Consider the following 22,182-nt stretch of genomic DNA (forward strand, 5'->3'; position numbering starts at 1 on the left):
TCGCATACGCGCGATCGCGTAATGATGTAAAATTTTAAAGCAGTTTAAAATTTCAGCTTCGCTTTTAGCGCAAAATTTTATGAAATTTACCTTGCAAAAGGAATAAAATGTTTGATTTTAAAAAAGAGTTTAGACAGCTTTACGCGCCAAAGCAGACACCGCAAACTTTAACTATCCCGCCTGCAAATTTCGTCTGCGTCCGAGGCGAGGGCGACCCGAACGAATCAGGCGGAGCGTATCAGCGCGCGATAGAGGTGCTCTACGCCGTGAGCTACGCGCTAAAAATGAGCTACAAAACCGAGTATAAAATCGATGGCTTTTTCGAGTACGTCGTGCCGCCGCTAGAGGGGTTTTGGCGGCAGCGCGGCTCTGCTGACGGAGCGGCGGACTACGCCCGAAAGAGCGATTTTAGCTGGATTAGCGCAATTAGACTACCTGATTTTATCGCGCGAGAAAATTTCGACTGGGCGGTGCAGCAGGCTACGCAGAAAAAGAAGCTGGACTGCGGTGCGGCGGAGTTTTTGAGGATAGATGAGGGGCTTTGCGCGCAAATTTTACACGTCGGCAGCTTTGATGACGAGCCGCAAAGCGTAGCCAAAATAGACGAGTTTATCGCCGCGAATGGCTACGCAAAGGACTTTGGCGAGCAAAGAGCGCATCACGAAATCTACCTAAGCGACCCCAGAAAAACCGCGCCGCAAAAATGCAAAACGATAATCAGACTCCCGATTAGGAAAATTTAGCCATTTTTGGGCTAAATTTGGCCTCGCGGCGATTTAATATAGCTTAGGCAAACTACGAAGCCGCCACGTAATGCAAAGCCAAATTCACTGCATAAGCCGCTAATGCTAAGTTAAATTTGATTTACAATTTAAGAGAGTTGATAAAAACGAATTCTTAAATCAAAGTTACACTATTCTCGCGTAGTTTTATTAAATTCTTATAGCAGAGTAAAATTTTGCTATCTCTTTGTACGGTTTAAATTTTAAAATTTACAAAATTTTACTAGTTGCAAACATTGCCCAACAAACTCCGCAGAATCCCAAATTTAACCCCAGCTTAAGCATAAGCTTGTATACTTTGGCTTTAAATTTAAGGCGGCAAATGAGATCACAGAGCGAATTTTTTGGCGTTTTCATCACGCTTCTTGGCGGCGTATTATGGGGATTTAGCAGTGTTTGCGGGCAGTATCTGTTCACGCAAAAAGGCGTCAGCGCCGACTGGCTCGTGCCCTATCGCCTAGGCCTCGCCGGGCTTGCGATGGTAGCGTATTACATCGCTCGCTCGCCGCGCCTAGCCTTTGCGCCGCTAAAAGATCGCGTGCTTTTGCCGCAGCTGCTCATCTACGCGTTTTTTGGGCTTATGATGACGCAGTATTCGTACTTTTGCGGTGTCGAGCTCTCAAACGCCGCCGTCGCGACCGTGATCCAGTACTCCGCGCCCGCGCTCATCCTCGGCGTCGTTTGCTTTTTACAGCGGCGCGCGCCTAAAAAGGTCGAGCTCATCGCGCTCATTTTCGCGGTGCTGGGCGTCGTGCTGCTCGCCACCCACGGCGATCTGGGTTCGCTGGTTATCAGCGCGGAGGCGCTGGTTTGGTGCCTGATTAGCGCGCTTGGCGTCGTGATATACAGCCTCATTCCCACGAAGCTAAATCAAAAATACCCCGTCGCGTTAAATTTAGGCTGGGGGATGGTCATCGGCGGCGGCGCGCTCGCGCTTTACACGCGGGTTTGGCAGCTAGGCGGCGTGAGCGACGCGCAGGGCTTTGCAGCGCTTGCCGCGGTAGTGATCCTTGGCACGATATGCGCGTTTAGCTTTTACATGACGGGGCTAAAGATAATAGGCGCGAGCAGGGCGAGCATGATCGCGTGCATCGAGCCGGTGAGCGCGGCGGCGTTTGCCTATTTTTGGCTGGGGACGGAGTTCGTGTTTCTTGATTTTGCGGGCTTTACGCTCATTATCTCGTGCATATTTTTGCTGGCTAAAGATAGGAAAAAGACCTGAATTTGGAGGAGAGATGATCTATTTGGCGCAGACCGATACGACGGCCGGATTTTTGAGTAAGGATTTTCGGGAGATAAACGCGCTCAAACACCGTCCTGCGGACAAACCCTGCCTCATAACGACGGCAAAGCTTAGCGAGCTAAAAAATCTCGCTCGCGTGCCCGCTAAATTTAAAAATTTAGTGCGTCGTGCGAGGAAAACGACCTTTTTATATCCGAACGGCACCGCCGTGCGCGTCGTGAAAGAGTGCGCACATGAGGAGTTTTTGAGGCAATTTGACTGGCTCTACTCCAGTAGCGCAAATTTAAACGGGCAAAACTTCGACGAAGCCTGGGCAAAAGCGGCGGCGGATCAGGTCGTGGATCAAAATTTCAGCCAGAACGCAAGCTCGAAAATTTATAAAATTTCAAAAACTAAAATTTTGCGGATTAGATAGAGCTGTCGATTAAAATTTAAACACGCAAAGAGCACACAAAAAAGAGGCGCCGCGGGAAGTAACTTTACAAATTTAAACGGCTTTGCAAATTTAAAACCGGATGCCTCGTTTCGGCTACTTTGTCCTCTGCACAATTTAAAACGACCTTCTAAATTTAAAATGGCTCTGTAAATTTAGCCGAGCCGTGAAATCCCGCCGCAGATAGACCGCGCAAAGACCGCCAGGAATTTTGAAAAATCCAGAAAAGTTCACGAAAAACTCGCAGAAAAATCATATAAAAAGCCACAAATCTCCGCTGCCTTCAAGCAGTAAAATTCCTGCCGCTCTCAAAGACGCAAGATTCCACCGCAGATAGTCTTTGAATGAAATTTTATTGCCCAAATATTCTCGATCAAAATTTTAACTCGGGCGAGCTAAGATTATCGCTAGAAATTCTCGCATCCCGAGTGTTTTCGATCTAAATTTTGTAGGTCAGGCATTGCCGCTGGTTTTTATCCGAGCCACTATGCGCCGATCTTTTAATAAAAGCTCTACCGCTTGCTCTCAATTAAAATTCCGCCGCTTCTGCCGATAGTTTTAATTAAAATTTCATCGCCGCGTGAGTAAATTTCGATCAAAATTCTATCATCGCCTTGTATATCAAAAATCCCGCTGTCGCCGATACTATCGCCTTTCATCGCCGCTATCGCCGCCGCAGCTATTGCACTCTATCTTCACTACTTCCGCCGCAGCAAGCGCCGCAAAGCCGTCCGCGTCGCTCACGCCCCCAAGCCGCCAAAGCTGCGCGTAAAGCGCAAGCGGTCTCCATTGCCGCACCAAGACGACGACCGATCCGCGATAAAATTTCCGCCGCCCGCCGCGTAGCGCATCAAAGCAAACGCCGTAAATTTTAAAATTTAAACCGCCTCTCGCCGCACGGTACCGATAAATTCCGCCGACTAGTCCTTCATTCACGCATAAATCATAAATTTTCATGAATTTAACGCCGCCTTTCTTGCTTTATATTAAAATTTCGCTAAAATTACCGCATTAAATTTGAGGCGCAAACGGAGCTTAAGTTTAAACCGCTTGCGGGCAAATTAAATCCATTCAAGGAGCTTTTATGAGCGGTGTTGCGTTAATCATCTGCTTCGCCATAGCGGTCGTCGTGATGATTTTTTTGATCTCCAAGGCAGGCGTTCACCCATTTTTGGCGCTAATGCTTATCTCCCTGGCGCTCGCGATCGTCGCGGGCATACCGCTAGCCAAGATCCCCGCGATTATCGGCGACGGTTTCAGCGGCACGTTTAAGAGTATCGGTATCGTCATAATCTTCGGCGCGCTCATCGGCACCGTGCTCGAAAAGACGGGCGCGGCGCTCAAACTCGCCGATATGGTCGTAAACGTAGTCGGGCAGAAGCGCCCCGAGCTTGCGATGCTCATAATGGGCTGGATCGTGGGTATCCCCGTATTTTGCGACAGCGGCTTCGTCGTTTTAAACCCGATCCGCGAAGCGATCAGCAAAAAAATCGGCGAAAATCCGGTCGCTCTAGCAGTAGCGCTCTCCGGCGGACTTTATGCCTCACACGTATTCATCCCGCCGACTCCCGGACCGATCGCCGCAGCAGGCGCCGTGGGTCTAGGCGGCAATCTGCTGCTCGTAATCGCAATGGGCGCGGTAGTGTCCTTGCCGGTGCTGATCGCCACATACTTTTTTTCTAAAAAGGTCGCCAAGAGCGTGCATATAAGCGAGGCTGAAGCCAATGAAGTCATCGCCAAAAGCTACGACGATCTGCTTAAACAATACGGCAAATTGCCGGACGGATTTTTAAGCTTAGCCCCTATTTTGATCCCGATCCTATTTATGGCGCTGGGTTCCGTCGCCAAGATCCTAAAAGTAGGCGGATTTGCGGGCGAAATTTCGCAATTTTTAGGAAATCCTATCATCGCACTAGCCTTGGGCGTAGTTTTTGCGGTATTTTTACTCGTGCAAACCGGCAAACTAGGCGAATTTAATGAGATCACCAACGAATCCTTAAAAATCGTAGGCCCGATCCTCTTCATCACCGCAGCGGGCGGAGTGCTAGGCAAGGTCATCACCGACGCCGGCTTCGTAACCTACATCAAGGACAATGCGACCGCGATTAAAGCCGCGGGGATTTTCTTCCCGTTCTTAATCTCGGCAGTCCTAAAAACAGCGCAAGGAAGCTCCACCGTGGCGATCATCACTACAGCTTCGATTATGGGCGCATTTAACGCGGACGGCTCGCTAATGCAGGTGCTGGGCTTCACCTCCGAAATGTCCGGCGCACTCGTCGTAATGGCGATCGCAGCGGGCGCGATGACGGTTTCGCACGCTAACGACAGCTACTTCTGGGTCGTTACGAATTTCAGCAAGATGAACCCGCAGCAAGGCTACCGCACACAGACCATGCTAACCCTAATTATGGGCATTACGGGCATGATCAGCGTGTGGGTTTTGTCGCTGTTTTTGATCTAGGTTAGCTTATTCTAGCCGCTACCGCGCTAAATCAGTGCGGAGCGCTACGGGCATCTACCAGCGGCTAGCTACATAAAATTCTTTAAATTTACGTAGCTAGCCCGCGTCGCGCAAATGCCTTAGTATTAAAATTTCGCTTAACATAGTTTTAAATTTACACACAAAGCCTCAAGGAGCGAAATTTTAAAATTCTATCGCTACGGAATTTTAAAATTTAGCCGAAATTCTATGGCTTACAGAATTTTAAAATTCCACGACATGAAATTTTAGAATTTGCCCCCATAAATTTGGCGACGAGATTTTAAAATTCTACTCTTGCTTCAGTCTTGTCATCGTAAATTTAGCCTACGCGCTGTAAAATTCCAAAATTTTAAAATATCAGCTAAAGGAAAAATATGAAAGTTTTAGTCGCGATTGACTCGTTTAAGGGCTCGCTTAGTTCGCTTGAGGCGGGCAACGCCGTAAAATCAGGCATCGAAAAGCTAGGCTGCGAGGTGCTCGTCAAACCTATCGCAGATGGCGGCGAAGGAAGCGTTGAAGCCCTTGCCGACGCGCTAAAAGCTAAGTTCATGGACGTTATCGTAGCAAACCCTTTAGGCGAAAAAACGCCCGCGCGCTACGCCTTAAAAGGCGAGCTAGGCATCTTAGAAATGGCGTCCGCATCGGGTCTGCCGCTCATCGAAAAATCGCGCCGCAATCCGCTAAAAACGAGCACTTATGGCTTTGGCGAGATGATAGCGCATGCGATCGCACACGGCGCGCGAAAGTTTATCATCGGCATCGGTGGAAGTGCTACGAATGACGCGGGCATGGGGATGCTGCGCGCGCTCGGCTTTAAATTTAAAGATGCAAATGGCGCAGAGCTTGCGGGAGCGGGCGAGGATCTGATTAAACTCGCCACGATAGATTGCACTTCGGTGCTGCCGCATCTTAAAGAGTGCGAGTTTCTTATCGCCTGCGATGTGGATAATCCGCTTTTTGGCGAAAACGGCGCAGCATATATTTACGCCCCGCAAAAGGGCGCGGATGCGGCGATGGTAAAGCAACTCGATGCGGGACTTATCAATTTCGCAAGCGTCATAAGCAAACACCTCGGACGCGAGCTTTGGAATAGCCCCGGAGCAGGAGCTGCCGGCGGGCTGGGGTTTGGTTTTGTAAGCTTTCTAAACGCGACGCTTAAGCCGGGCATCGACATCATCACCGAAGAGATCGGGCTAGATCGCGATATGAAAGACGCCGAGCTCGTCATCACAGGCGAAGGAAGGCTAGATTTTCAAAGCTCGATGGGCAAAACCCCCTGCGGTGTCGCAAAGATTGCCGCTTCCTACGGCGTGCCCGTAATCGCGCTGGCAGGCGGCATCTCGCCCTGTGCCGGCGGCTGTAACGAGCGGGGCATAGGCGCATTTTTTTGCATCCTAAACGAACCTATGAGCCTTGAGCGCGCGATGGAAAAAGAGATCGCAACACAAAATTTAGCCCGCGTCGCCGAACAAGCGGTGAGATTGTTTATGCTCGGACGCGGCGCTAAATAGGGATTTTGGACTGAAATTTTAAGACGCGGATGTTAAAGCTTGCAGCGGGTACGGCGCATACGGGTAGGGATACGGCGCGGCGACGACTCGCAACAGACAAGCACGACAAAGTGCGGCAGGAGGCGAGCATGGCAAAGAAGCTAAATTTTATGCAGGATGGATTTGCGTGCTTTAAAGGCACGGCGCGATCTTGACGCAGATGCGGTGACGCGCAGCTTACAAGGCACAAAAATATACGCGAAGAAGCAGGCGAGAGCCACAACGATGGACGTTGGTAAAACGGCGGCTTGCGGCAAGGATACGGGCTATGACGTGCATGCGCGGCAAGCAAATACTGCGCGCAGCTTACGACGGGCGGCAGAATTTCATCCGCCGCAGACCATGGTAGGCAGATAAAATTTTGCATTAAAGCGGAGCTTTTCCGAAATTCTAGCGCGTTTGAAATACGGGGTGATCGGATGAAAGGTAAGACAGTGGACGGCTCGACGGTGAAATAGCGGCGCGAAATTTTACGGCGCAAAAATTTATTTTACCGCGCGATACATACGCAAGGCGCGATCTAAAACTCATTTTCCAATCAAGCGGCTCGCGGACCCTCGCAATACATAACCTCAAGGCATGATTAAGACAGACAGAATTTTAAAATTTATGCCGTATTCGTAGCCTATGAGATTTGCAACGTAAATTTAAAAGCAGTGATCCGCTTTATGAAATTCCTTTTCGAATTTCAGCTCATGATATGCCCCTTTTGAGGCGAAAAAGGTCGCTCAATCGCAAAATCGCGCTTCTTGCAAAGATGGTGGCAGCGCGAAATTTCACTAAAATTTCATCTCTTAATTCGGCGCGCGATTTATAAAATTTCGCCCTCGTCGCGCCCCGAAATCTGCGGCTTAGGCAGCGCCAGGCTCTTTGCGGTTTTGCTAAAAAGTATCAGATCCTCGGTGCTTTGCACGCTCCACGGCAGCCGCGAGAGCGCGGATTTGAAAATTTCAAAGCAGGAAATGGCGTCGCTAAATGCGCGGTGGTGGACGTTTTGCACGCCTAAAAGCTCTTTTAACGAGCCGAGCCCGTATCTTTGCGCCTCGATCGTGCGGCGCGCGAGCTCGACGGTGCAGAGCCTGCGATTTAAAAGCATCCCAAAGCCGCATTTTTGCAGGCTCGCGTCGATGAAGCCGTAGTCAAATTTGACGTTGTGCGCCACAAAAACGCTATCGCCTAAAAACAACCTAAACCGCTCCAGTACGCTAGCTAGCGGCGGCGCGCCCACAAGATCGTCCGCGCAGATCCCCGTAAGCTCCGTGATATTTTCGGGCACGACGGGCGCGTAAACGAAGCTCTCGAAGCGGTCAAGCTCCTGCGTGCCGCGCGTTTTTATCGCGCCGATTTCGATGATCTGGCCGTTTGAGAGCCCGCCGTTCGTCTCTATATCTACGAAGCAAAAAATTTCATCCGAAATATCCGTCTCGCGGGTTTTGAGCGTGATTTTGCCGTTGTCGAGTTTTATTATCTCTATGCCCAGCGCCCGCCACATCGAGAGGTCTTTTGGCTCGAAAAGCTCGGTAATCTCGGCAATGTCGCTTGCTTTTGAGATAAAATCGTAATAATTTATGCTCTTTTGAGCCAGCAAATTTATGAGATTTTCGATCTGACGCGTCAAAATTTTACCCCTGTGCCGCGCCTAAATTTTAAGCGCACGGATCGCCTCCGCGTAGTCGTTTGAAGAAAATATGTAATTGCCCGCTACCACGACGTCGGCGCCCGCTTCGTCGATATCTGCAATATTCAGCCCGTTTACGCCACCGTCGACCTCGATGAGGCATTTTGCGCCTTTGCGATCGATCAGCTCGCGCAGCTGTTTAATTTTCTCAAGCGCCGAGGGGATAAATTTCTGCCCTCCAAAGCCAGGATTAACGCTCATTAAAAGCACCATATCGACCTCGCCCAAGATAAACTCCAGCGCGCTAAGCGGAGTGTGCGGATTTAGCACTACCGCGGGCGAGACGCCGCTGCGACGTATATGATCTATGAGGCGCAGCGGATGGGTCTCCTCCTCGATGTGGAAGCTAAGAAATTTCGGCTTTAGCGGCAAAAAAAGATCAACGAAAAACGGCACGTTTTTGACCATCAGATGGATGTCTAAAGGCTTGCTGCTCGCCTTTGCCGCGGCGCTTACTACGAGCGGTCCAATCGTGAGATTGGGCACGAAATGCCCGTCCATCACATCTACGTGAATGAGATCGGCGCCCGCTTCGCAGACTGCGCGAATTTCATCGCCTAAGCTGCCGAAATCCGCCGATAAAATGCTGGGTGCGACATACATTAAGATTCCTTTAAAATTTCAAGATTCGGAATTTTACTTAGTTTTGTCATAAATTTCGCTAAATTTAAACCGCGGCGGATTTTAAGCATAATTTGAAATTTTTTCGCTATAATCGCCATTTATTTTAATCATCAAGGATTTATTATGGCAAGAAGATGCGCAATCACCGGCAAAGGTGCGATGGTAGGAAACAACGTCAGCCACGCAAATAACAGGACCAAAAAGAAATTCCAGGTCAATCTACGCACCATCCGCGTTCAGCTAGAAGACGGCTCAACCAGACGAATCAAAGTAGCCGCCTCAACTCTACGAACTATGAAAAAACAATCAAAATAACCTCTTAAAGAGGAATTTATGTCTGTTTTGGACAAGATCAAGCGATTCCTCGACTGGTCCGGCTCGACTAAGCCGGACATCAACCTCTACACAGAAATTTACGACCAGCTACGCCCTTTTCGCTTACCACTGATAACCATCGTGCTGATGATGCTAATCGGCACATTAGGCTATGTCTTTATAGCGGGCTTTTCACTCATAGACGCCTTTTATCAAGCAGGCATGACTTTCACGACGGTAGGTTTTACCGAAGTAGCGCCGATATCGCCCGCGGGTAGAATTTTTACCGTCTTATTTATCCTCATGGGCTTTGGAACCTTTTCGTTTTGCCTGGGCGTCGTCGTCGAGGTCATAAAAAACGGCAAACTTCAAAATTTACTTAGGGAGCAACGAATGATCAACAACATCGCAAGGCTCAAAAACCACTACATTATATGTTATAACAACATCTACTGCGCCGAGCTTGCCAAGCAGTTTCGCGAAAATCATCTGCCTTTTGTCGTGATCGACCCCGATCCCGCTCTAGCCAAAATCGCCGAAGAAAACCGCTATCCATATTTCATCGTAGGCGAGCCGCACGTAGAAACTACAATGCTAAAAGCGCATCTGTCATCTGCAAAATCCGTCATCACGCTAAGTCCAAATTTAGCCGATAATATCGCAATAATCTCGCTAGTGCGCCTATACGAAAAGGAGCTTGGTCGCATCACCCCCTACTTCATCATGGCAAATAGCGATGATGACAGCGACACCGAGAGGCTAAAAAAACTCGGCGCAAATTCTATCGTCTCACCATCCAAGCTCGCCGCACAAAGGCTTTCGGCGATAAGCGTGCGCCCCGATATGGAGAACATTTTGGAGCGATTTTTGTATAAAAAAGACTCCCTCATCGATATCGAGGAGATCACGGTGCCCGATTTTTCGTGGATCCGCTTCAAGCGCCTAAAAGAAACTCGCTTGCGCGATTTTACAAACGCCGACGTCGTGGGAATCAAAGAGCCCAACAGTCGCTTTATCCCGATGCCAGATGGCGACTACCTCATCGGTACTGGGGTGAAATTTTTAGTCATCGGCACGGCAGAGGGCATCCGCAACACCAAAAAGCTCATCCGCAGCAAATACAAGCCGCAGGAGATGAGATATGTTTAAAATAACTAAGCTTGAGGGCGGTTTGAAGAATGTCGAGGGTTTTTATTTTGACGGCGTAAATTCGGGCTTTAAAAAAGAGGGAAACGATCTGGGATTTATCCGCGCGGACGAACCCTTTGCCGTAAGCGCGATCTTTACGAGCAATAAATTTCAAGCCGCGCCGATTAGGCATTTCAAAAGGGCGCAAGAGCGCGCGGGCGGGGAGCTTAAAACAAATTTTATCCTCGTAAATTCTAAAAACGCAAACTCGATGACCGGGAAGCAAGGCATCGCAGACATCGATGAAATTTTTAGCGAGCTTGGTAAAAAGACCGCTCTGATAAACCCCGTTATGAGCTCCACCGGCGTCATCGGATACCGCCTCAAAAAGGAAAAAATTATCGCCGCCGCGCAAAATTTTAACCTCTCGGCACGAAACTCGAACGCCCTAGCCACCGCCATTATGACTACCGATACGATAAAAAAAGAGCTTGCATATGAAATTTCTTTAGAAAACGGCGAGAAATTTCACATCGCAGCCGTTTGCAAGGGTGCAGGCATGATCAATCCTGCGCTTGCGACCATGCTCTGCTTCATTCTAACCGATGCAAAAATCCCGCGCGCGGATATGGACGAGCTGCTAAAAAAGGCAGCGGAGCAGAGTTTCAACACCGTAAGCGTCGACGGTGATACCTCCACCAACGATACGATTATGCTCTGCAGCAGCGCTAAATGCGCTTACGAAAAAGACGCCTTCGCCTCCGCGCTAAACGCCCTTACGCGCGAGCTTGCGCTAATGCTTGTAAAAGACGGCGAAGGCGCAAACAAGCTGGTGCGATTTAGAGTAAGCGGCGCCGCAAATGCTGGGGATGCCCGCACGGCGGCAAAGGCGCTAAGTAATTCGCCGCTTGTTAAAACGGCGATCTTCGGCGAAGATCCGAATTGGGGTCGCATAGCCTCGACCATAGGCGCCTGCGGCATCGAATGCGACGAAGAAAAGCTGCGCATCAAATACGACGATGTGCTGCTTTATGACGCGCAAAATCGCGAGCTGGACGCCGCGCGCGAGGCTGCGGCTCACGCCGTGATGCAGCAAAAAAGCTTTACGATCTGGTGCGATTTGGGGCTCGGAGAGGGCGAGTTTAGCGCGTACGGCTGCGATCTTAGCTACGACTACGTAAAAATCAACGCCGACTATAGATCATAAAGATTCACAGCTCGCTTCATAACCTAAAAATCTCGTCTCGAAAATAGCGAATAGCAGCAGGGCTTTAAAGCTCTGCTCTTAAAATTTTATCATTTAAATTTGCCTGTTTTAAATTTTTAAAGGCTAAAAATTCTACCTCTTAAAATCTGGAATCTCATGCGTGAAATTCAGTCTAAATTTGATAGCTGAAATTAGGTTTTAAGCGCTTTATTGATATACTTGAATAAATTTTTCAAAGGAGTAAGGCATGTTTCATGAATACAGAGATTTAATCACTGAGTTAAAAGGCAAAAACGCACGATTTGATTCGCTTTTTGAGAAACACGACGAGCTGGATCACAAGATCGCCGACGCGCAGGCCGGCAGAGTGCATATGAGCGATCTGGAGATCGATGCGATGAAGAAAGAAAAGCTTCGCATAAAAGATGAGCTAGGCAGCTTACTAGCGCAATATAAAGCCGAAAAGGCAGATAAATAAAGTTGCTTGCGGCGAAATTAAGATGCAGCAGAGTGCTAGCAAGGCTTATTTCGCCGCCAAGCTTTAATCCGCGTTTAGAATTTTCTAATCTCAATAAGTTTAACCGCTTAAATTTGCCGCGCGCGATAGAGATATTAAAACAGCGTGCCAAAACGAGTTAAAAATTTATACCACACGCTTTACCATATTGACACCGCTAAATAATTTTTACGCATCGGCTACATCACTGCATATACCAAACAATACGGTATTAGCGCAATCAAATATAATTCGTTACGGCTCTCTATCGCCCCTTCTGTTTCCGAAAATATCTCTTGCTGAATGCGGTTTTGCGCTACAGAGTAAATTAAAATTTACGCCGCATCACCTTGCAGCCTGGCTCTTAAATTTTACTTTGCAGTGAGTATTTTCTAGCAAATTTCAAATCTTGCGTTTTGCTTATTGCGGGCGCAGTACCTACTTTTAAAATTCCGCATTTCGCAGAAATCTAAAGTGGCGCTAGAATTTTAAATTCCCGTTCGCGCTAGCCGCGAAATTTCAAATTCGCAGACTCCGACCAAGCGCTAGTTTATGTTAGAGCTTGCTTTTTGGTAGCTCCACGGAATTTAGCCAAGCTTGTTTGTTTAGAACCCACTTCATTGAGCTTTAAAAATTTAGATTATTTCTTTGATCGTATCGGATAATGCCTACCGGCACGGAATTGCTCAAGCCACCCTATTTGCTATATGCGCAATTAAAAGCGGCGCTAACGCGGAATTAAATAGTATAAGTGAGATCTGTAAAAGGTGTGAAATTTAATCATAGAATTTTAAGCGCTAAGGATTTGCGATAGAATTTCGCCACGCAAATCAAATCCCAAAACTAACCTGGCCTACTCGAAAACCTTCGCTTCTAAGCCATGTAGCCTTTGCAAGCCGATATCGATATATTCGTTAAGCTTCTCATTATTTTCCAGCAATTTGTCGTAATAGCTCTTGGCTCTTTCTCTCGCGGTCGCATCGGGCTCGATATACTTTAGCCCGCTTTTGAAAAATCCTTTGGATTCCACAAAATAGATCGAGTGGATCTTCTCGCAGTGCGATAGCCCTGCTTCAGTGTAGTTTAAAATCGATTCGTACGCGATATTGCCTAACAGCTCCTGCAGCCTATTTGCGGGATTTTTGAAAAACTCGGCAAACTCCTTATACGGCGTAAAAACCTGATCCAGGTTTTTCATCGCATCGCCGTAGATACCCTTTTTCAGGCGGAACATCGTCATCTCTTGAGAACTTACAAACTTCTCTATTGCTTTTATCGTATCGTTTTTATTCACTAAATTTTCCCTTTTAAAATATGAAACGCTCGGATTATATCGTTTGTTTTATAAAAATCCGTTAAAAATCGGTTAAATTTTGCCCTAGCGTTTTAGCTAAATTTCCCTGAGCGCTTTTGATTAAATTTCCCGCCTCAGCCGCCGCACTTCTCGCACAATCCTCGCACAAGCACACTTTTGACATTTTTTTGTGGCAAAGCTGGCATCGAAATCTCCTCCATTTTATGGCAGCTTTCGCAGATAAAATACGCTTTGGCGCCGTCGGTGAGCTCATAAAAGCTTTTATGATTATTTTCGCTGGTAATTATCAAATTTTTTTCTTCCAAAAGCGCTATATTGCGATATATCGTGGTTTTATTAGCACCCGTTTGTTCTACTAGTTCATCATAGCTTACCGGGCATTTTTTCTCGCTTAGGATCTGCACGATCTGCACTCTAAGTGCTGTAGGAGCGATATCGTGACTCGCTAAAAAATCTTTGGGATCCATTTTACGCCTTTTTTAAAATTTAAGCGATGATAGCGAAATTTAGATAAATTTATATTAAGTTGCAACTAAGTTGCTTTTGATATACTTCCGCAATTTTTTTGGAAAGGAATTTTATGAAAAAGCTTGTTTTCACGCTTTTAGCAGCTAGTTGCGTAGCATTCGCCAAACCTACGGTCACCACGACCATACTTCCTACGAAGTATTTTGTTGAACAGATCGCAGGTGATACTTTGCAGGTAAATACGATGGTCGGCAAAGGCGCTGATCCGCACACATACGAGCCTAAGCCTTCGGAGATGAAAATGCTAGAAAATAGCGATCTGTATTTTGCAGTCGGTATAGAATTTGATGAAGTCTGGCTACCAAAGCTTGCCGCATCGTATCCGAAGATGAAGATAATCCACACCGAAGATGGCATTACCAAAATGGCTATGGCAGAGCATCACCATCACGACGAACATGCTCATAGCGCGCATCACGATGATCACGATCATGACGCGCACCATGAGCATGGTGACAAAGACCACGAGGCGCACGAGCACCATCATCATCACGACGGCTTAGACCCACATATCTGGCTAGATCCGCAGCTTGTAAAAATTCAAGCTAAAAATATTAAAGACGCGTTAACCAAACAGTATCCTAAGGATGCTAAAATTTATGAAGCAAATTTCGATAAATTTGCTAAAAAGCTTGATGAGCTAGACGCTTACGCAAAGCAGAAATTAGCGGGCGTCAAAGGAAAGAAATTTATGGTTTATCATCCGTCTTGGGGCTATTTCGCGCACCGATACGATTTGGAGCAGATCGCAGTCGAAGTGGAGGGCAAAGAGCCTAAGCCTGCGGATTTAGCCGAGCTAATCGAGGAAGCCAAAGAGGAAAAGATCAAGGTGATTTTCGTCGCACCGCAGTTTTCCAAAAAGGCAGCGCAAACCATCGCCGCGCAAACGGGCGCAAAGGTAATGGAGATCGATCAGCTGCCGCTAGATTGGTACGAGACGATGAAAAAGACGATCGACGTTTTCGGAGAAAATTTGTAGTTGATGAAATTTATTAAAATTTTACTTTTATCCGCGATCTTTAGCTCGCGGATATTTGCGTGCGCTCTGTGCGCCCTATACACGCCCACTGCGCACGTTAGCATCACTCCCGTCGCACAAAACGGCAAGATCGTAAGCCTGCATTTTTCGTGGCTTTTCTCTCAAAATTTTACCGACGTTATAATGCAGACCTACGATATAAATTCCAATGGCAAGCTTGAAAATAGCGAGCTTGCTGAGATAACTAAGGCGATGACCGATTATCTAACCCCCAAAAACTACCTTTGCGAGGCGGAATTCTACGATCAAGCGCCAAAAAACGCAAAACCTGCGCTTAGCAACCTCGTAGGCACGCAAATTAAGGGAAATTTTAAAAACGCAATAAGCCTCGTCAAAAAGGGCAGACTCGTGTTTGAGTTCGATCAAAAAGTCGGCTTCGAACTGCGAAACGGCCGCGTTCTTAAAATTTCCATTAACGACGATCAGGGATTTTTCAATTTCAAAATGGTTGACGATAAGCCCTTTGATCTAGGCAATGGCTTTGTAGCGAAGCCTAATTCAAATTTAGCCACCACTTTTATAGAATTTAGCGGCGAAAAACCAAAGATCGCAGATAAAAAACCGCTGATTTCAAGCACGCCGAACTCCGATTTAGCGCAGGATGGTCTTGCGGGCTCAGAGGATAAACTTGCGCAAGGCGGCCAAGCTAAACCGAATTCCAGCTCGGCGCGCAGATCAAACCAAAGATCGGTTGGCGATATTGTTTCGGAGGCTGCAGCAGAGGCGCAAAAAAATATCGCCGCTTCGGATGCTATCGCGCAGATCAATAAAGCCGCCAAAAATAGCGCGCAAGTAAAAGATGATCCCGCAAATTCCAACCGCTTCGGCAGCGAAAGCTTAGAGGTCGCCGCGAAAAATAGCGAAAACGCCGCACCTTTAGGCGATAATTCAAATTTAGCGCAAAACGGAGGCGACAGAAGCGCTGCGATAAATTTTAACGATCCCGTAAATTCTGCGGCGCTTACAGATAAAGGCGCGGGTGAAAATTTTGCTGCGATCCGAGACAATTCTTTAAATTCCGCGCATTCTACGCAAAATTTCGCGACTCCATCCGATGAGAGCTCTTTAAATTTAGCGCAAAATAGCGCGAGCAAAAACGGCGCCGTATCCGGTAGCAGCGACATTTCAAGCGAGCAGCACAAAGAGGTCTCGCTGGGATTTGTCGCGCAAAAGACGATGGATTTTATGAAAAGTCTCAAAACGGCGTTTCGCGCAAGCAGCGAGCATGCAAGCGCAAGCACCATCCTATGGGTCTTGGCGCTTTCTTTCATATACGGCTTTTTCCACGCGGCAGGCCCAGGGCACGCGAAGCTGCTAACGGCTAGCTATTTCTTAGCCCATGGCGGCAGCTACATCAAGGCCTTTGGATTTGCCCTTAAAATCGGGCTTCTGCACGTACTAGGAGCGCTCGTTTTAGTAAGCGCGAGCATGTTTGTGTTGCAAAACGTTGCAGGGCTTGTCTCTGCAAACTCCGCCTCGATCACCACGAAAATTTCGGCGCTTCTGATCATCGTCATAACTGCGCTCATCATCTACGACAAAGCTCGCCGCGTAAGATCGTCGGGCACCCACCACGATGCGAGCTGCTCCTGCGCCGCTTGCGCTTCCGCCGCAAACACCGCAGAAACGGACGCGCACTTAAAAAATACGGCATTTGCAAACGCCGGGGATTCCGCTGGCGCAGCGTCAAAGAGCTATAAATTTTCTAAATTTAAAACCCCTAGCGGCGAATCCGCGCAGTATTTGGATGCCAAAAATTTAGGCACCGCAGCGGCAGAGCCAAATTCGGATTCAAATTTAGCCGCAAATTTACAAGAAAACTCGTCTAGCCAAAATAAGCAAAAACAGGCTTTAAATTCTGCAAATTTAAAAAACCAAATCTCGTCTCGCTCGCTGCAAAGCAGCGCGACTGGCGGCGGCGAGAAAGGGCGGGAGTGGCTTATCGCGCTTGCAGCGGCGCTCGTGCCCTGCCCCGGTACGATCCTGATTTTCGTGCTTGCTTTCAGCCTCGGAAGCTTCGCACTTAGCGTCGCAAGTGCGCTTTTCATCGGTTTTGGAATGAGCGTCGTGATATTTCTAGCCGCGCTTTTCGGCGCGAAAGCAAACGAACTAAGCTCGAAGCGGCTCGTAAGCTTGAAGCTTTACATCGAATTTGCGGGGCTTTTCGTGATGTTTGGGCTCGGAGTTTTTATGTATTTCATCTCAGACACCCTCAGGATACTGTGATCGCAAGCTTCGGATGCAAATTTTCAAAAGCGGCTCGCGTGAAATATAAGCTTACGCAATGCGTTAAATTTCAATCCGGTGCGGATCTAATTTCAAAGAGTAAGATTTTAAAATTTTACGCTGCGGACCCACGTAAATTAAATTTCGATCCCGACTATTCATTAAGCGGCGGAATTCGCTCTTTATGAATTCCGCTAAATTTTGCTACAATACGGGCGAAATTTTTCTCAAGGATAGATATGTCGCCTTCTTTGCAAGATGCTATTTCACAGACTTTAATCGAGCAAAAAGCGTGCGCTAGAGTTTTTAATAGATATTACTACCTCAGTATAGCCGCCTTTTTTGCGGTCCTGTTCGTAGCAATGTATCTAGACGGCGTTAAAGCAGACACTCCTCTAATAAAAATTGCCGAATTTTTGGGCGTATTGATCCTTTTTCAGATCTTTTGGATATTTCTTCTTCATTGTGCCGGTCAAGAAACTGAAGCAGAAATTCGCTACTACAAATTTTATAAAGAGATATTCGTCCGCGCCGTAATAAACGATATAGATGCCGGTTTAAAATACGATCCATATACCGGCATGCAAGAAGAGGAATTTCAAAAATTTAGAATTTATAGGAAATCTAGGATCAAAAGCGAGGATCGGATTACGGGCGTGTACTGCGGGATTAAATTTAGCCTCAGCGAGGTACATAGTAATAGTAGGTTTTACATGGGAACGGATAATCCGCTCATAGCGGCGATTATGTTGATCAAAATATTCTACGATAACTATATGGACTTTGACGGCAACGTACTGATCTGCGAGCTCGCGAAAAAAACCTCGGGCAAAACGATAGTGGTAAGCAGGGAGCTAAACGCCAAGATCTTCGGCGCAAAAGAGATGATGGACGATGTGGATTTTATGCGCGATTTTCGCGTGTTTGCGGATGACAAAGTAGAAGCGCGCTATTTGCTAACGCCCGCGTTTATGGAGCGTCTGCGCGAAATAAATCGCGAAACGAGCGGCGAGTTCAGCTTGAGCGCGGTATTTATGGATGAGTGCTTATATCTATTTTTAAACGGTGCGCCCGATCTTTTCGAAACTACGCTTTTTGATAGGCCCGCTAGCATAGAGCTCGCGCGCGAATACCAAACGCAGATCCGCAAAATTTTAAGCCTAATCGAAACGCTTAAACTCACAAATTAGCAGGGCGCATTGCGGCTGATTTTGCATCGACCAAATTTAGGCCGGGCGGAATTTTTCGGCGAAGCATAATTTCGGCAAAAACGTAAAATTTAATCAGCGGCGCAATCTCTCGGCAGCCGTCCTAAATTTAATCAGCAATAAAATCGCTCGGTGGTTGCCCAAAATTTAAACGGCGATACGATTAGAGATGAAAGTGCCTATCGCGCATAAATTTGAAGCAAAAACGCCTTGCCGTTGTCTTATAAATAAAATTTAACGCTCCGATGCTTCCTGGAAGCGACTCTTGCTTAGCTCTTCATGCTCAAAATAAAATTTGACCGCGTCTCGTATCGCAGCCTCTAGCTTTTAGTGCCAAACTCGCATAGCGACGAAATTTAATCGGCGGCGCCCGCGATGATGAAATTTAAAAGTAGATCCGCAAGGACGAAATTTAAATTTAAAAACAAAACCGCGATGAGAGTTAAATTTAGAACGTGCGGCGCTTACAAAAAAAGCTGTGCACCAAAACATATCTGCCTAGCGCATACTGCAACGACCTCAAGCGACGGCTCTACACGCAGGATTGTAAATTTAAATTATAAAGAATTTGGATGAGGCGAAATTTAAAATTTCGCCTCCTAAGCGGAAAAGGATTAAAGTGCCGCGTAGCGCACCATTAGGCAGGTTTGAAGCGCCGCCAGCTTATCAAGCGTGCTTTTTTGCACTTCGGAATCGACCAAAATGACCGCCAAAGCGTCTCCCTCCTCGCCTCTGCCTAAGCGGAAGTCCGCGATATTGATGTTTTCGTCGGCTAGGATCGTGCTTACGGATTTGATAACGCCCGGCACATCGGTGTTTTTGAAGATTATCATCTTGCCTTTCGGCTTAAAATCGGTCTTAAATCCGCCGATATTTACGATACGCTCCTCGCTGCCATCAAATACGGTGCCCGCGACGTTTGAGATCGCTTTGTCGGTCGTAACCTTAACCGAGATCTCGCTTTTATAAACACTTAGCGCAAGCTCGCCAAAGCTCGTCTCGATCCCCTTTTCATCCGCGAGGAATTTTGCATTGACATAATTTAGCGAATCGCCCAAAGAATCGTGCAGCGCGCCTACGATCGCAAAAACGAGCATCGATTTTAGATACTGCACCACCTCGCCGCTGCCCTCGATGCGAATCGATTTGATCGGGCCTTTGTTGATTTGCGCCGCAAGATAGGCCATTTTCGAGACCAAATTTATATACGGCTCGATACCGCGCGGCAGATCCTCGAGCTTAAGCGGCAAATTTAAAGCGTTTGGATAGTTTAAGCCGCGTGCGGCGCTGATCGCCTGCTCTGCGGCTTCCCGGGCGATATTGCTTTGCGATTCGAGAGTATTTGCGCCAAGATGCGGAGTCGCGCTTAAATTTTCGATATCCAAAAGCTCATGATCGGTCGCAGGCTCTTTGTCGAAAACGTCGATGCCGAGATACGCGATCTTGCCGCTGCGTAGATTGTTTGCGAGCGCTTTTTCATTATACAACCCGCCTCTGGCGCAATTTATTAGGCGCACGCCGCCCTTCATCTTCGCTATTTGCGGCTCGCCTATCATATTTATCGTCTCTTGATTTTTCGGCGTATGGATCGTGATAAAGTCGCAAGATAAAATTTCGTCGAAATTTTTCGTATATTTTACTCCGAGCTTCGTGGCCTTCTCAGGCTCGATATAGGGATCATAGGCGATGACGTTCATCCCAAACGCAAGTGCGCGAACCCCCACGCGCGAACCGATATTTCCAAAGCCGATGATGCCGAGGCTCTTTTTATAAAGCTCGGTGCCGTACCATTTCTCGCGCTTCCAAATTCTATTAATTTTCAGATCGTTGCAGGAATTTACATATTTGCGCGCCGCATTTAGCAGATGGCACATCGTCATTTCGACCGCAGCGATGGTGTTTGCCGTAGGTACGTTCATCAAAATAATGCCGCGTTTGGAGCAGCCGTCGATGTCGCAGTTATCGACGCCCACGCCAGCACGCACGATCGCTTTTAGCTTGGTGCCGGCGCCAAGGAATTTCTCATCCACCGCCGTAGAGCTTCTGGTGATCGCAACATCCGCATCGCCTAAAATTCCGTAAAGCTCGCTCTTTGGCACGCTCGTAGCGTCGATTACTTTAACGTCCGATTCTTGCTTAAGCATATCAAAACCGATTTTGTGGATTGCGTCGCAGACTATGATAGTTTTCATTAAATTTAACCTTTTGAAGTAGGTCCGCAAGGCGGGGATGCCTTGCGGGAGAAATTATTTATTTAGTTGATCTTTGATTAGATCCCCTAGGCTTTGCTTCTCGTCGTCGTTACTATTGATCTCGTTTAGCGCCTCGCGCTCCTTCTGATGAGCCAGCCTGCGCACGCTTAGGCGAATTCTATTTTTCTTCTCGTCGATAAAAGCGATCGCAGCCTCGATCTCGTCGCCCACTTTTAGGCTATCTACGCTTACGTTGCCGAGATCTTCCTTGCGGATAAGCGCGTCAATACCGCCTCCAAGCTCGACAAAAATTCCGAACTCTTTGATATCGCGGATCTTACCTTTTACAACATCGCCTTGATTGTGACTCTTGGCAAATTCGCTAATAGGGCTATCACCGAGCTCTTTGTGATTTAGAGAAATTTTTTGAGTATCTTTGTCGATCTTGATGATCTTAACCTCGATCTCGTCGCCTACTTTGAATAAATTTTTGCACTTCTCGCCGCGATCCCACGAAGCGTCCTCGTTATGCAAAAGCCCCTCTACGCCGTCGATCCTCACAAACGCACCAAAATTTGTAATTGTAGTGACGCTGCCTTTTAGCACATCGCCCACTTTATGCTTAGCAACGAACTCGTCAAAAGGCTTAGTGAGTAAATTTTTAAGGCTCACGCGTAATCTGCGTTCGCTAGGGTTGATCTCTACGACCTCGACGTCGAGCTCCTCGCCCTCGCTGATGAAATCTTTCGGATTTTTGATATTTTTATCCCACGAAATTTCGCTGATATGCAAAAAGCCCTCGATGTCATTGCCAAGATCGACAAACGCGCCGTAAGGCTCGATATTACTTACTTTTACGCGGATGGTATCACCCACTTCCAGGCTATCTTTGATCTCGTTCCAAGGATCGGGCATCGCCTCTTTGATCGAAAGGGAGAGGTGCTTTTTATCGTTGTCGTATTTGATAACCTTAACCGGAACCTTATCACCCTCCTTGTAGAGCGAGCTTGGATTTACCGGACCTTTGTATGAAATTTCGCTGTAGTGCACGAGCCCGTCCACGCCGCCTACGTCTACGAACATACCGTAGGTGGTAATCTTTTTGACGACGCCTTCGATGATGCCCTCGGTAGCGATTACTTTCTCGATCGCCTCTTTGCTTGCTTTGCGATCCTCATCAAGTAGCTTCTTACGCGATACTACGATGCTTTGTTCGTCTCTATCAACTTTAATGATCTTTACCTTGAAATTTTTACCGACGGCGCCATTTGGATTTTTAAGCGCACTTTGCGAGCGCGGCATAAAAAATTCCACGTCGTCTGCATTAGCACAAACGAAACCGCCCTTATTAAACGATAGAATTTTAACGTCATAGACATTCTCTGCATTTTCATCATAGGAGTCGATGAATGCCTTTACTTTTTCCTTCTTTAGGGCCTTTTTATACGATACGACCGGGCGACCGCCTCTGCTTCCGATAATAGCGACTTTGATGTCATCTCCTACATTAACCTGCGGATTTCCTTGCTCGTCGCTAACCTCGGCGGCGTCTAAAATGCCCTCCGACTTCCTGCCTACGTCTATGAAAACCTCGCCGTCCTTAAGGGCGATAACCTTACCTGTGACGACCTCGTCGCGAGACTTCCCGGCGTCATACTCCTCTAACAATGTCGCAAAATCTTCCTCTGCGTGGTTTTGAACCTTCTCGTTCACCTCAGCCATATGCTTCCTTTAAA

General features: G+C 47.4%; 23 protein-coding genes. 15 read left to right on the forward strand and 8 right to left on the reverse strand.

Annotated features, from left to right (window positions below; translation table 11 throughout):
• Positions 1–107 precede the first annotated feature (107 nt).
• From Q0393_RS00715 to Q0393_RS00725, 3 genes are all read left to right on the forward strand, one after another.
• On the forward strand, positions 108–743 hold the full coding sequence (locus tag Q0393_RS00715) for a GyrI-like domain-containing protein (protein ID WP_298977165.1): 636 nt from the start codon (positions 108–110) through the stop codon (positions 741–743).
• A 361-nt stretch (positions 744–1,104) separates the two neighbouring features.
• Positions 1,105–2,004, forward strand: a complete 900-nt coding sequence (locus Q0393_RS00720; RefSeq protein ID WP_298977168.1) for a DMT family transporter — start codon at positions 1,105–1,107, stop codon at positions 2,002–2,004.
• Between the two features lie 13 nt (positions 2,005–2,017).
• Positions 2,018–2,440, forward strand: coding sequence for a Sua5/YciO/YrdC/YwlC family protein (locus Q0393_RS00725; RefSeq protein ID WP_298977169.1), 423 nt, complete (start codon positions 2,018–2,020; stop codon positions 2,438–2,440).
• Positions 2,441–2,970: 530 nt separating this feature from the next.
• Here the strand turns inward: Q0393_RS00725 and Q0393_RS00730 are convergent.
• Entirely contained in the window at positions 2,971–3,117 is a 147-nt protein-coding gene (locus Q0393_RS00730) for a hypothetical protein (RefSeq protein WP_298977172.1), read from the reverse strand.
• Positions 3,104–3,415, reverse strand: a complete 312-nt coding sequence (locus Q0393_RS00735) for a hypothetical protein (RefSeq protein ID WP_298977174.1) — start codon at positions 3,413–3,415, stop codon at positions 3,104–3,106. The genes Q0393_RS00730 and Q0393_RS00735 overlap by 14 nt, the downstream gene beginning before the upstream one ends.
• Positions 3,416–3,542: 127 nt before the next feature.
• Between Q0393_RS00735 and Q0393_RS00740 the strand changes: the two genes are divergently transcribed.
• The 4 genes from Q0393_RS00740 to Q0393_RS00755 all read left to right on the forward strand — a co-directional run bounded on the left by Q0393_RS00740 (position 3,543) and on the right by Q0393_RS00755 (position 6,847).
• Positions 3,543–4,919 (forward strand): GntP family permease, encoded by a 1,377-nt coding sequence (locus tag Q0393_RS00740; protein WP_298977176.1) that lies wholly within the window; start codon positions 3,543–3,545, stop codon positions 4,917–4,919.
• 395 nt (positions 4,920–5,314) lie between these two features.
• Positions 5,315–6,451: a glycerate kinase gene (locus Q0393_RS00745; RefSeq protein WP_298977178.1), complete on the forward strand. Its 1,137-nt coding sequence runs from the start codon at positions 5,315–5,317 to the stop codon at positions 6,449–6,451.
• 29 nt (positions 6,452–6,480) lie between these two features.
• On the forward strand, positions 6,481–6,645 hold the full coding sequence (locus tag Q0393_RS00750; protein WP_298977180.1) for a hypothetical protein: 165 nt from the start codon (positions 6,481–6,483) through the stop codon (positions 6,643–6,645).
• Positions 6,614–6,847, forward strand: a complete 234-nt coding sequence (locus tag Q0393_RS00755) for a hypothetical protein (RefSeq protein WP_298977181.1) — start codon at positions 6,614–6,616, stop codon at positions 6,845–6,847. Before Q0393_RS00750 ends, Q0393_RS00755 begins: the two co-directional genes overlap by 32 nt.
• A gap of 454 nt (positions 6,848–7,301) precedes the next feature.
• Here the strand turns inward: Q0393_RS00755 and Q0393_RS00760 are convergent, their stop codons facing one another.
• Together Q0393_RS00760 and rpe are read right to left on the reverse strand one after the other, a co-directional pair.
• On the reverse strand, positions 7,302–8,108 hold the full coding sequence (locus Q0393_RS00760) for a 3'-5' exonuclease (protein ID WP_298977182.1): 807 nt from the start codon (positions 8,106–8,108) through the stop codon (positions 7,302–7,304).
• Between the two features lie 21 nt (positions 8,109–8,129).
• Positions 8,130–8,771 (reverse strand): ribulose-phosphate 3-epimerase, encoded by a 642-nt coding sequence (rpe, locus tag Q0393_RS00765; RefSeq protein WP_298977184.1) that lies wholly within the window; start codon positions 8,769–8,771, stop codon positions 8,130–8,132.
• Between the two features lie 144 nt (positions 8,772–8,915).
• On the opposite strand from rpe, the gene rpmB reads away from it, so the two are divergent.
• The 4 genes from rpmB (at position 8,916) to Q0393_RS00785 (ending at position 11,920) form a co-directional block, all read left to right on the forward strand.
• The gene (rpmB, locus tag Q0393_RS00770; protein WP_040304421.1) at positions 8,916–9,107 is read left to right on the forward strand and encodes a 50S ribosomal protein L28; all 192 of its coding nucleotides are present in this window, start codon (positions 8,916–8,918) and stop codon (positions 9,105–9,107) included.
• A gap of 18 nt (positions 9,108–9,125) precedes the next feature.
• Positions 9,126–10,256: a potassium channel protein gene (locus tag Q0393_RS00775; RefSeq protein WP_298102124.1), complete on the forward strand. Its 1,131-nt coding sequence runs from the start codon at positions 9,126–9,128 to the stop codon at positions 10,254–10,256.
• Positions 10,249–11,442 (forward strand): bifunctional glutamate N-acetyltransferase/amino-acid acetyltransferase ArgJ, encoded by a 1,194-nt coding sequence (argJ, locus tag Q0393_RS00780; protein WP_298977185.1) that lies wholly within the window; start codon positions 10,249–10,251, stop codon positions 11,440–11,442. The genes Q0393_RS00775 and argJ overlap by 8 nt, the downstream gene beginning before the upstream one ends.
• Before the next feature lie 247 nt (positions 11,443–11,689).
• Positions 11,690–11,920, forward strand: coding sequence for a YdcH family protein (locus tag Q0393_RS00785; RefSeq protein ID WP_005873127.1), 231 nt, complete (start codon positions 11,690–11,692; stop codon positions 11,918–11,920).
• Between the two features lie 871 nt (positions 11,921–12,791).
• On the opposite strand, the gene Q0393_RS00790 is transcribed toward Q0393_RS00785, so the two are convergent.
• Complete coding sequence (locus Q0393_RS00790; protein WP_005873131.1) at positions 12,792–13,232, reverse strand: hypothetical protein; 441 nt, start codon at positions 13,230–13,232, stop codon at positions 12,792–12,794.
• Between the two features lie 134 nt (positions 13,233–13,366).
• The gene (locus Q0393_RS00795) at positions 13,367–13,720 is read right to left on the reverse strand and encodes an HTH domain-containing protein (protein ID WP_298105288.1); all 354 of its coding nucleotides are present in this window, start codon (positions 13,718–13,720) and stop codon (positions 13,367–13,369) included.
• Between the two features lie 113 nt (positions 13,721–13,833).
• Here Q0393_RS00795 and Q0393_RS00800 point away from each other — a divergent pair, with 113 nt between their 5' ends.
• The 4 genes from Q0393_RS00800 to Q0393_RS00815 all read left to right on the forward strand — a co-directional run bounded on the left by Q0393_RS00800 (position 13,834) and on the right by Q0393_RS00815 (position 18,830).
• On the forward strand, positions 13,834–14,760 hold the full coding sequence (locus tag Q0393_RS00800) for a zinc ABC transporter substrate-binding protein (protein WP_298977187.1): 927 nt from the start codon (positions 13,834–13,836) through the stop codon (positions 14,758–14,760).
• Positions 14,761–14,763: 3 nt separating this feature from the next.
• Entirely contained in the window at positions 14,764–17,046 is a 2,283-nt protein-coding gene (locus tag Q0393_RS00805; protein WP_298977247.1) for a DUF1007 family protein, read from the forward strand.
• A gap of 239 nt (positions 17,047–17,285) precedes the next feature.
• On the forward strand, positions 17,286–18,236 hold the full coding sequence (locus Q0393_RS00810; RefSeq protein WP_298977188.1) for a DUF3137 domain-containing protein: 951 nt from the start codon (positions 17,286–17,288) through the stop codon (positions 18,234–18,236).
• A 393-nt stretch (positions 18,237–18,629) separates the two neighbouring features.
• A complete protein-coding gene (locus Q0393_RS00815; protein ID WP_298977190.1) occupies positions 18,630–18,830 on the forward strand; it encodes a hypothetical protein in 201 nt (66 codons plus the stop codon).
• Positions 18,831–18,868: 38 nt separating this feature from the next.
• On the opposite strand, the gene serA is transcribed toward Q0393_RS00815, so the two are convergent.
• Together serA and Q0393_RS00825 are read right to left on the reverse strand one after the other, a co-directional pair.
• Complete coding sequence (gene serA / locus Q0393_RS00820; protein ID WP_298977191.1) at positions 18,869–20,446, reverse strand: phosphoglycerate dehydrogenase; 1,578 nt, start codon at positions 20,444–20,446, stop codon at positions 18,869–18,871.
• A 54-nt stretch (positions 20,447–20,500) separates the two neighbouring features.
• Positions 20,501–22,168, reverse strand: a complete 1,668-nt coding sequence (locus Q0393_RS00825; protein ID WP_297902399.1) for a 30S ribosomal protein S1 — start codon at positions 22,166–22,168, stop codon at positions 20,501–20,503.
• Between the last annotated feature and the right edge of the window lie 14 nt (positions 22,169–22,182).

It is taken from the genome of uncultured Campylobacter sp., assembly GCF_938015785.1.
Lineage (GTDB): Bacteria > Campylobacterota > Campylobacteria > Campylobacterales > Campylobacteraceae > Campylobacter_B.

Coding starts and splice junctions, on each gene's coding strand:
- rpe (WP_298977184.1), bottom strand. CDS start 8,771: ATGTATGTCGCACCCAGCATTTTATCGGCGGATTTCGGCAGCTTAGGC.
- Q0393_RS00805 (WP_298977247.1), top strand. CDS start 14,764: ATGAAATTTATTAAAATTTTACTTTTATCCGCGATCTTTAGCTCGCGG.
- rpmB (WP_040304421.1), top strand. CDS start 8,916: ATGGCAAGAAGATGCGCAATCACCGGCAAAGGTGCGATGGTAGGAAAC.
- Q0393_RS00730 (WP_298977172.1), bottom strand. CDS start 3,117: ATGAAAGGCGATAGTATCGGCGACAGCGGGATTTTTGATATACAAGGC.
- Q0393_RS00810 (WP_298977188.1), top strand. CDS start 17,286: ATGTCGCCTTCTTTGCAAGATGCTATTTCACAGACTTTAATCGAGCAA.
- Q0393_RS00715 (WP_298977165.1), top strand. CDS start 108: ATGTTTGATTTTAAAAAAGAGTTTAGACAGCTTTACGCGCCAAAGCAG.
- Q0393_RS00795 (WP_298105288.1), bottom strand. CDS start 13,720: ATGGATCCCAAAGATTTTTTAGCGAGTCACGATATCGCTCCTACAGCA.
- Q0393_RS00815 (WP_298977190.1), top strand. CDS start 18,630: ATGATGAAATTTAAAAGTAGATCCGCAAGGACGAAATTTAAATTTAAA.
- Q0393_RS00745 (WP_298977178.1), top strand. CDS start 5,315: ATGAAAGTTTTAGTCGCGATTGACTCGTTTAAGGGCTCGCTTAGTTCG.
- Q0393_RS00775 (WP_298102124.1), top strand. CDS start 9,126: ATGTCTGTTTTGGACAAGATCAAGCGATTCCTCGACTGGTCCGGCTCG.
- Q0393_RS00735 (WP_298977174.1), bottom strand. CDS start 3,415: ATGAAAATTTATGATTTATGCGTGAATGAAGGACTAGTCGGCGGAATT.
- Q0393_RS00720 (WP_298977168.1), top strand. CDS start 1,105: ATGAGATCACAGAGCGAATTTTTTGGCGTTTTCATCACGCTTCTTGGC.
- Q0393_RS00750 (WP_298977180.1), top strand. CDS start 6,481: ATGTTAAAGCTTGCAGCGGGTACGGCGCATACGGGTAGGGATACGGCG.
- argJ (WP_298977185.1), top strand. CDS start 10,249: ATGTTTAAAATAACTAAGCTTGAGGGCGGTTTGAAGAATGTCGAGGGT.
- serA (WP_298977191.1), bottom strand. CDS start 20,446: ATGAAAACTATCATAGTCTGCGACGCAATCCACAAAATCGGTTTTGAT.
- Q0393_RS00740 (WP_298977176.1), top strand. CDS start 3,543: ATGAGCGGTGTTGCGTTAATCATCTGCTTCGCCATAGCGGTCGTCGTG.
- Q0393_RS00800 (WP_298977187.1), top strand. CDS start 13,834: ATGAAAAAGCTTGTTTTCACGCTTTTAGCAGCTAGTTGCGTAGCATTC.
- Q0393_RS00725 (WP_298977169.1), top strand. CDS start 2,018: ATGATCTATTTGGCGCAGACCGATACGACGGCCGGATTTTTGAGTAAG.
- Q0393_RS00785 (WP_005873127.1), top strand. CDS start 11,690: ATGTTTCATGAATACAGAGATTTAATCACTGAGTTAAAAGGCAAAAAC.
- Q0393_RS00825 (WP_297902399.1), bottom strand. CDS start 22,168: ATGGCTGAGGTGAACGAGAAGGTTCAAAACCACGCAGAGGAAGATTTT.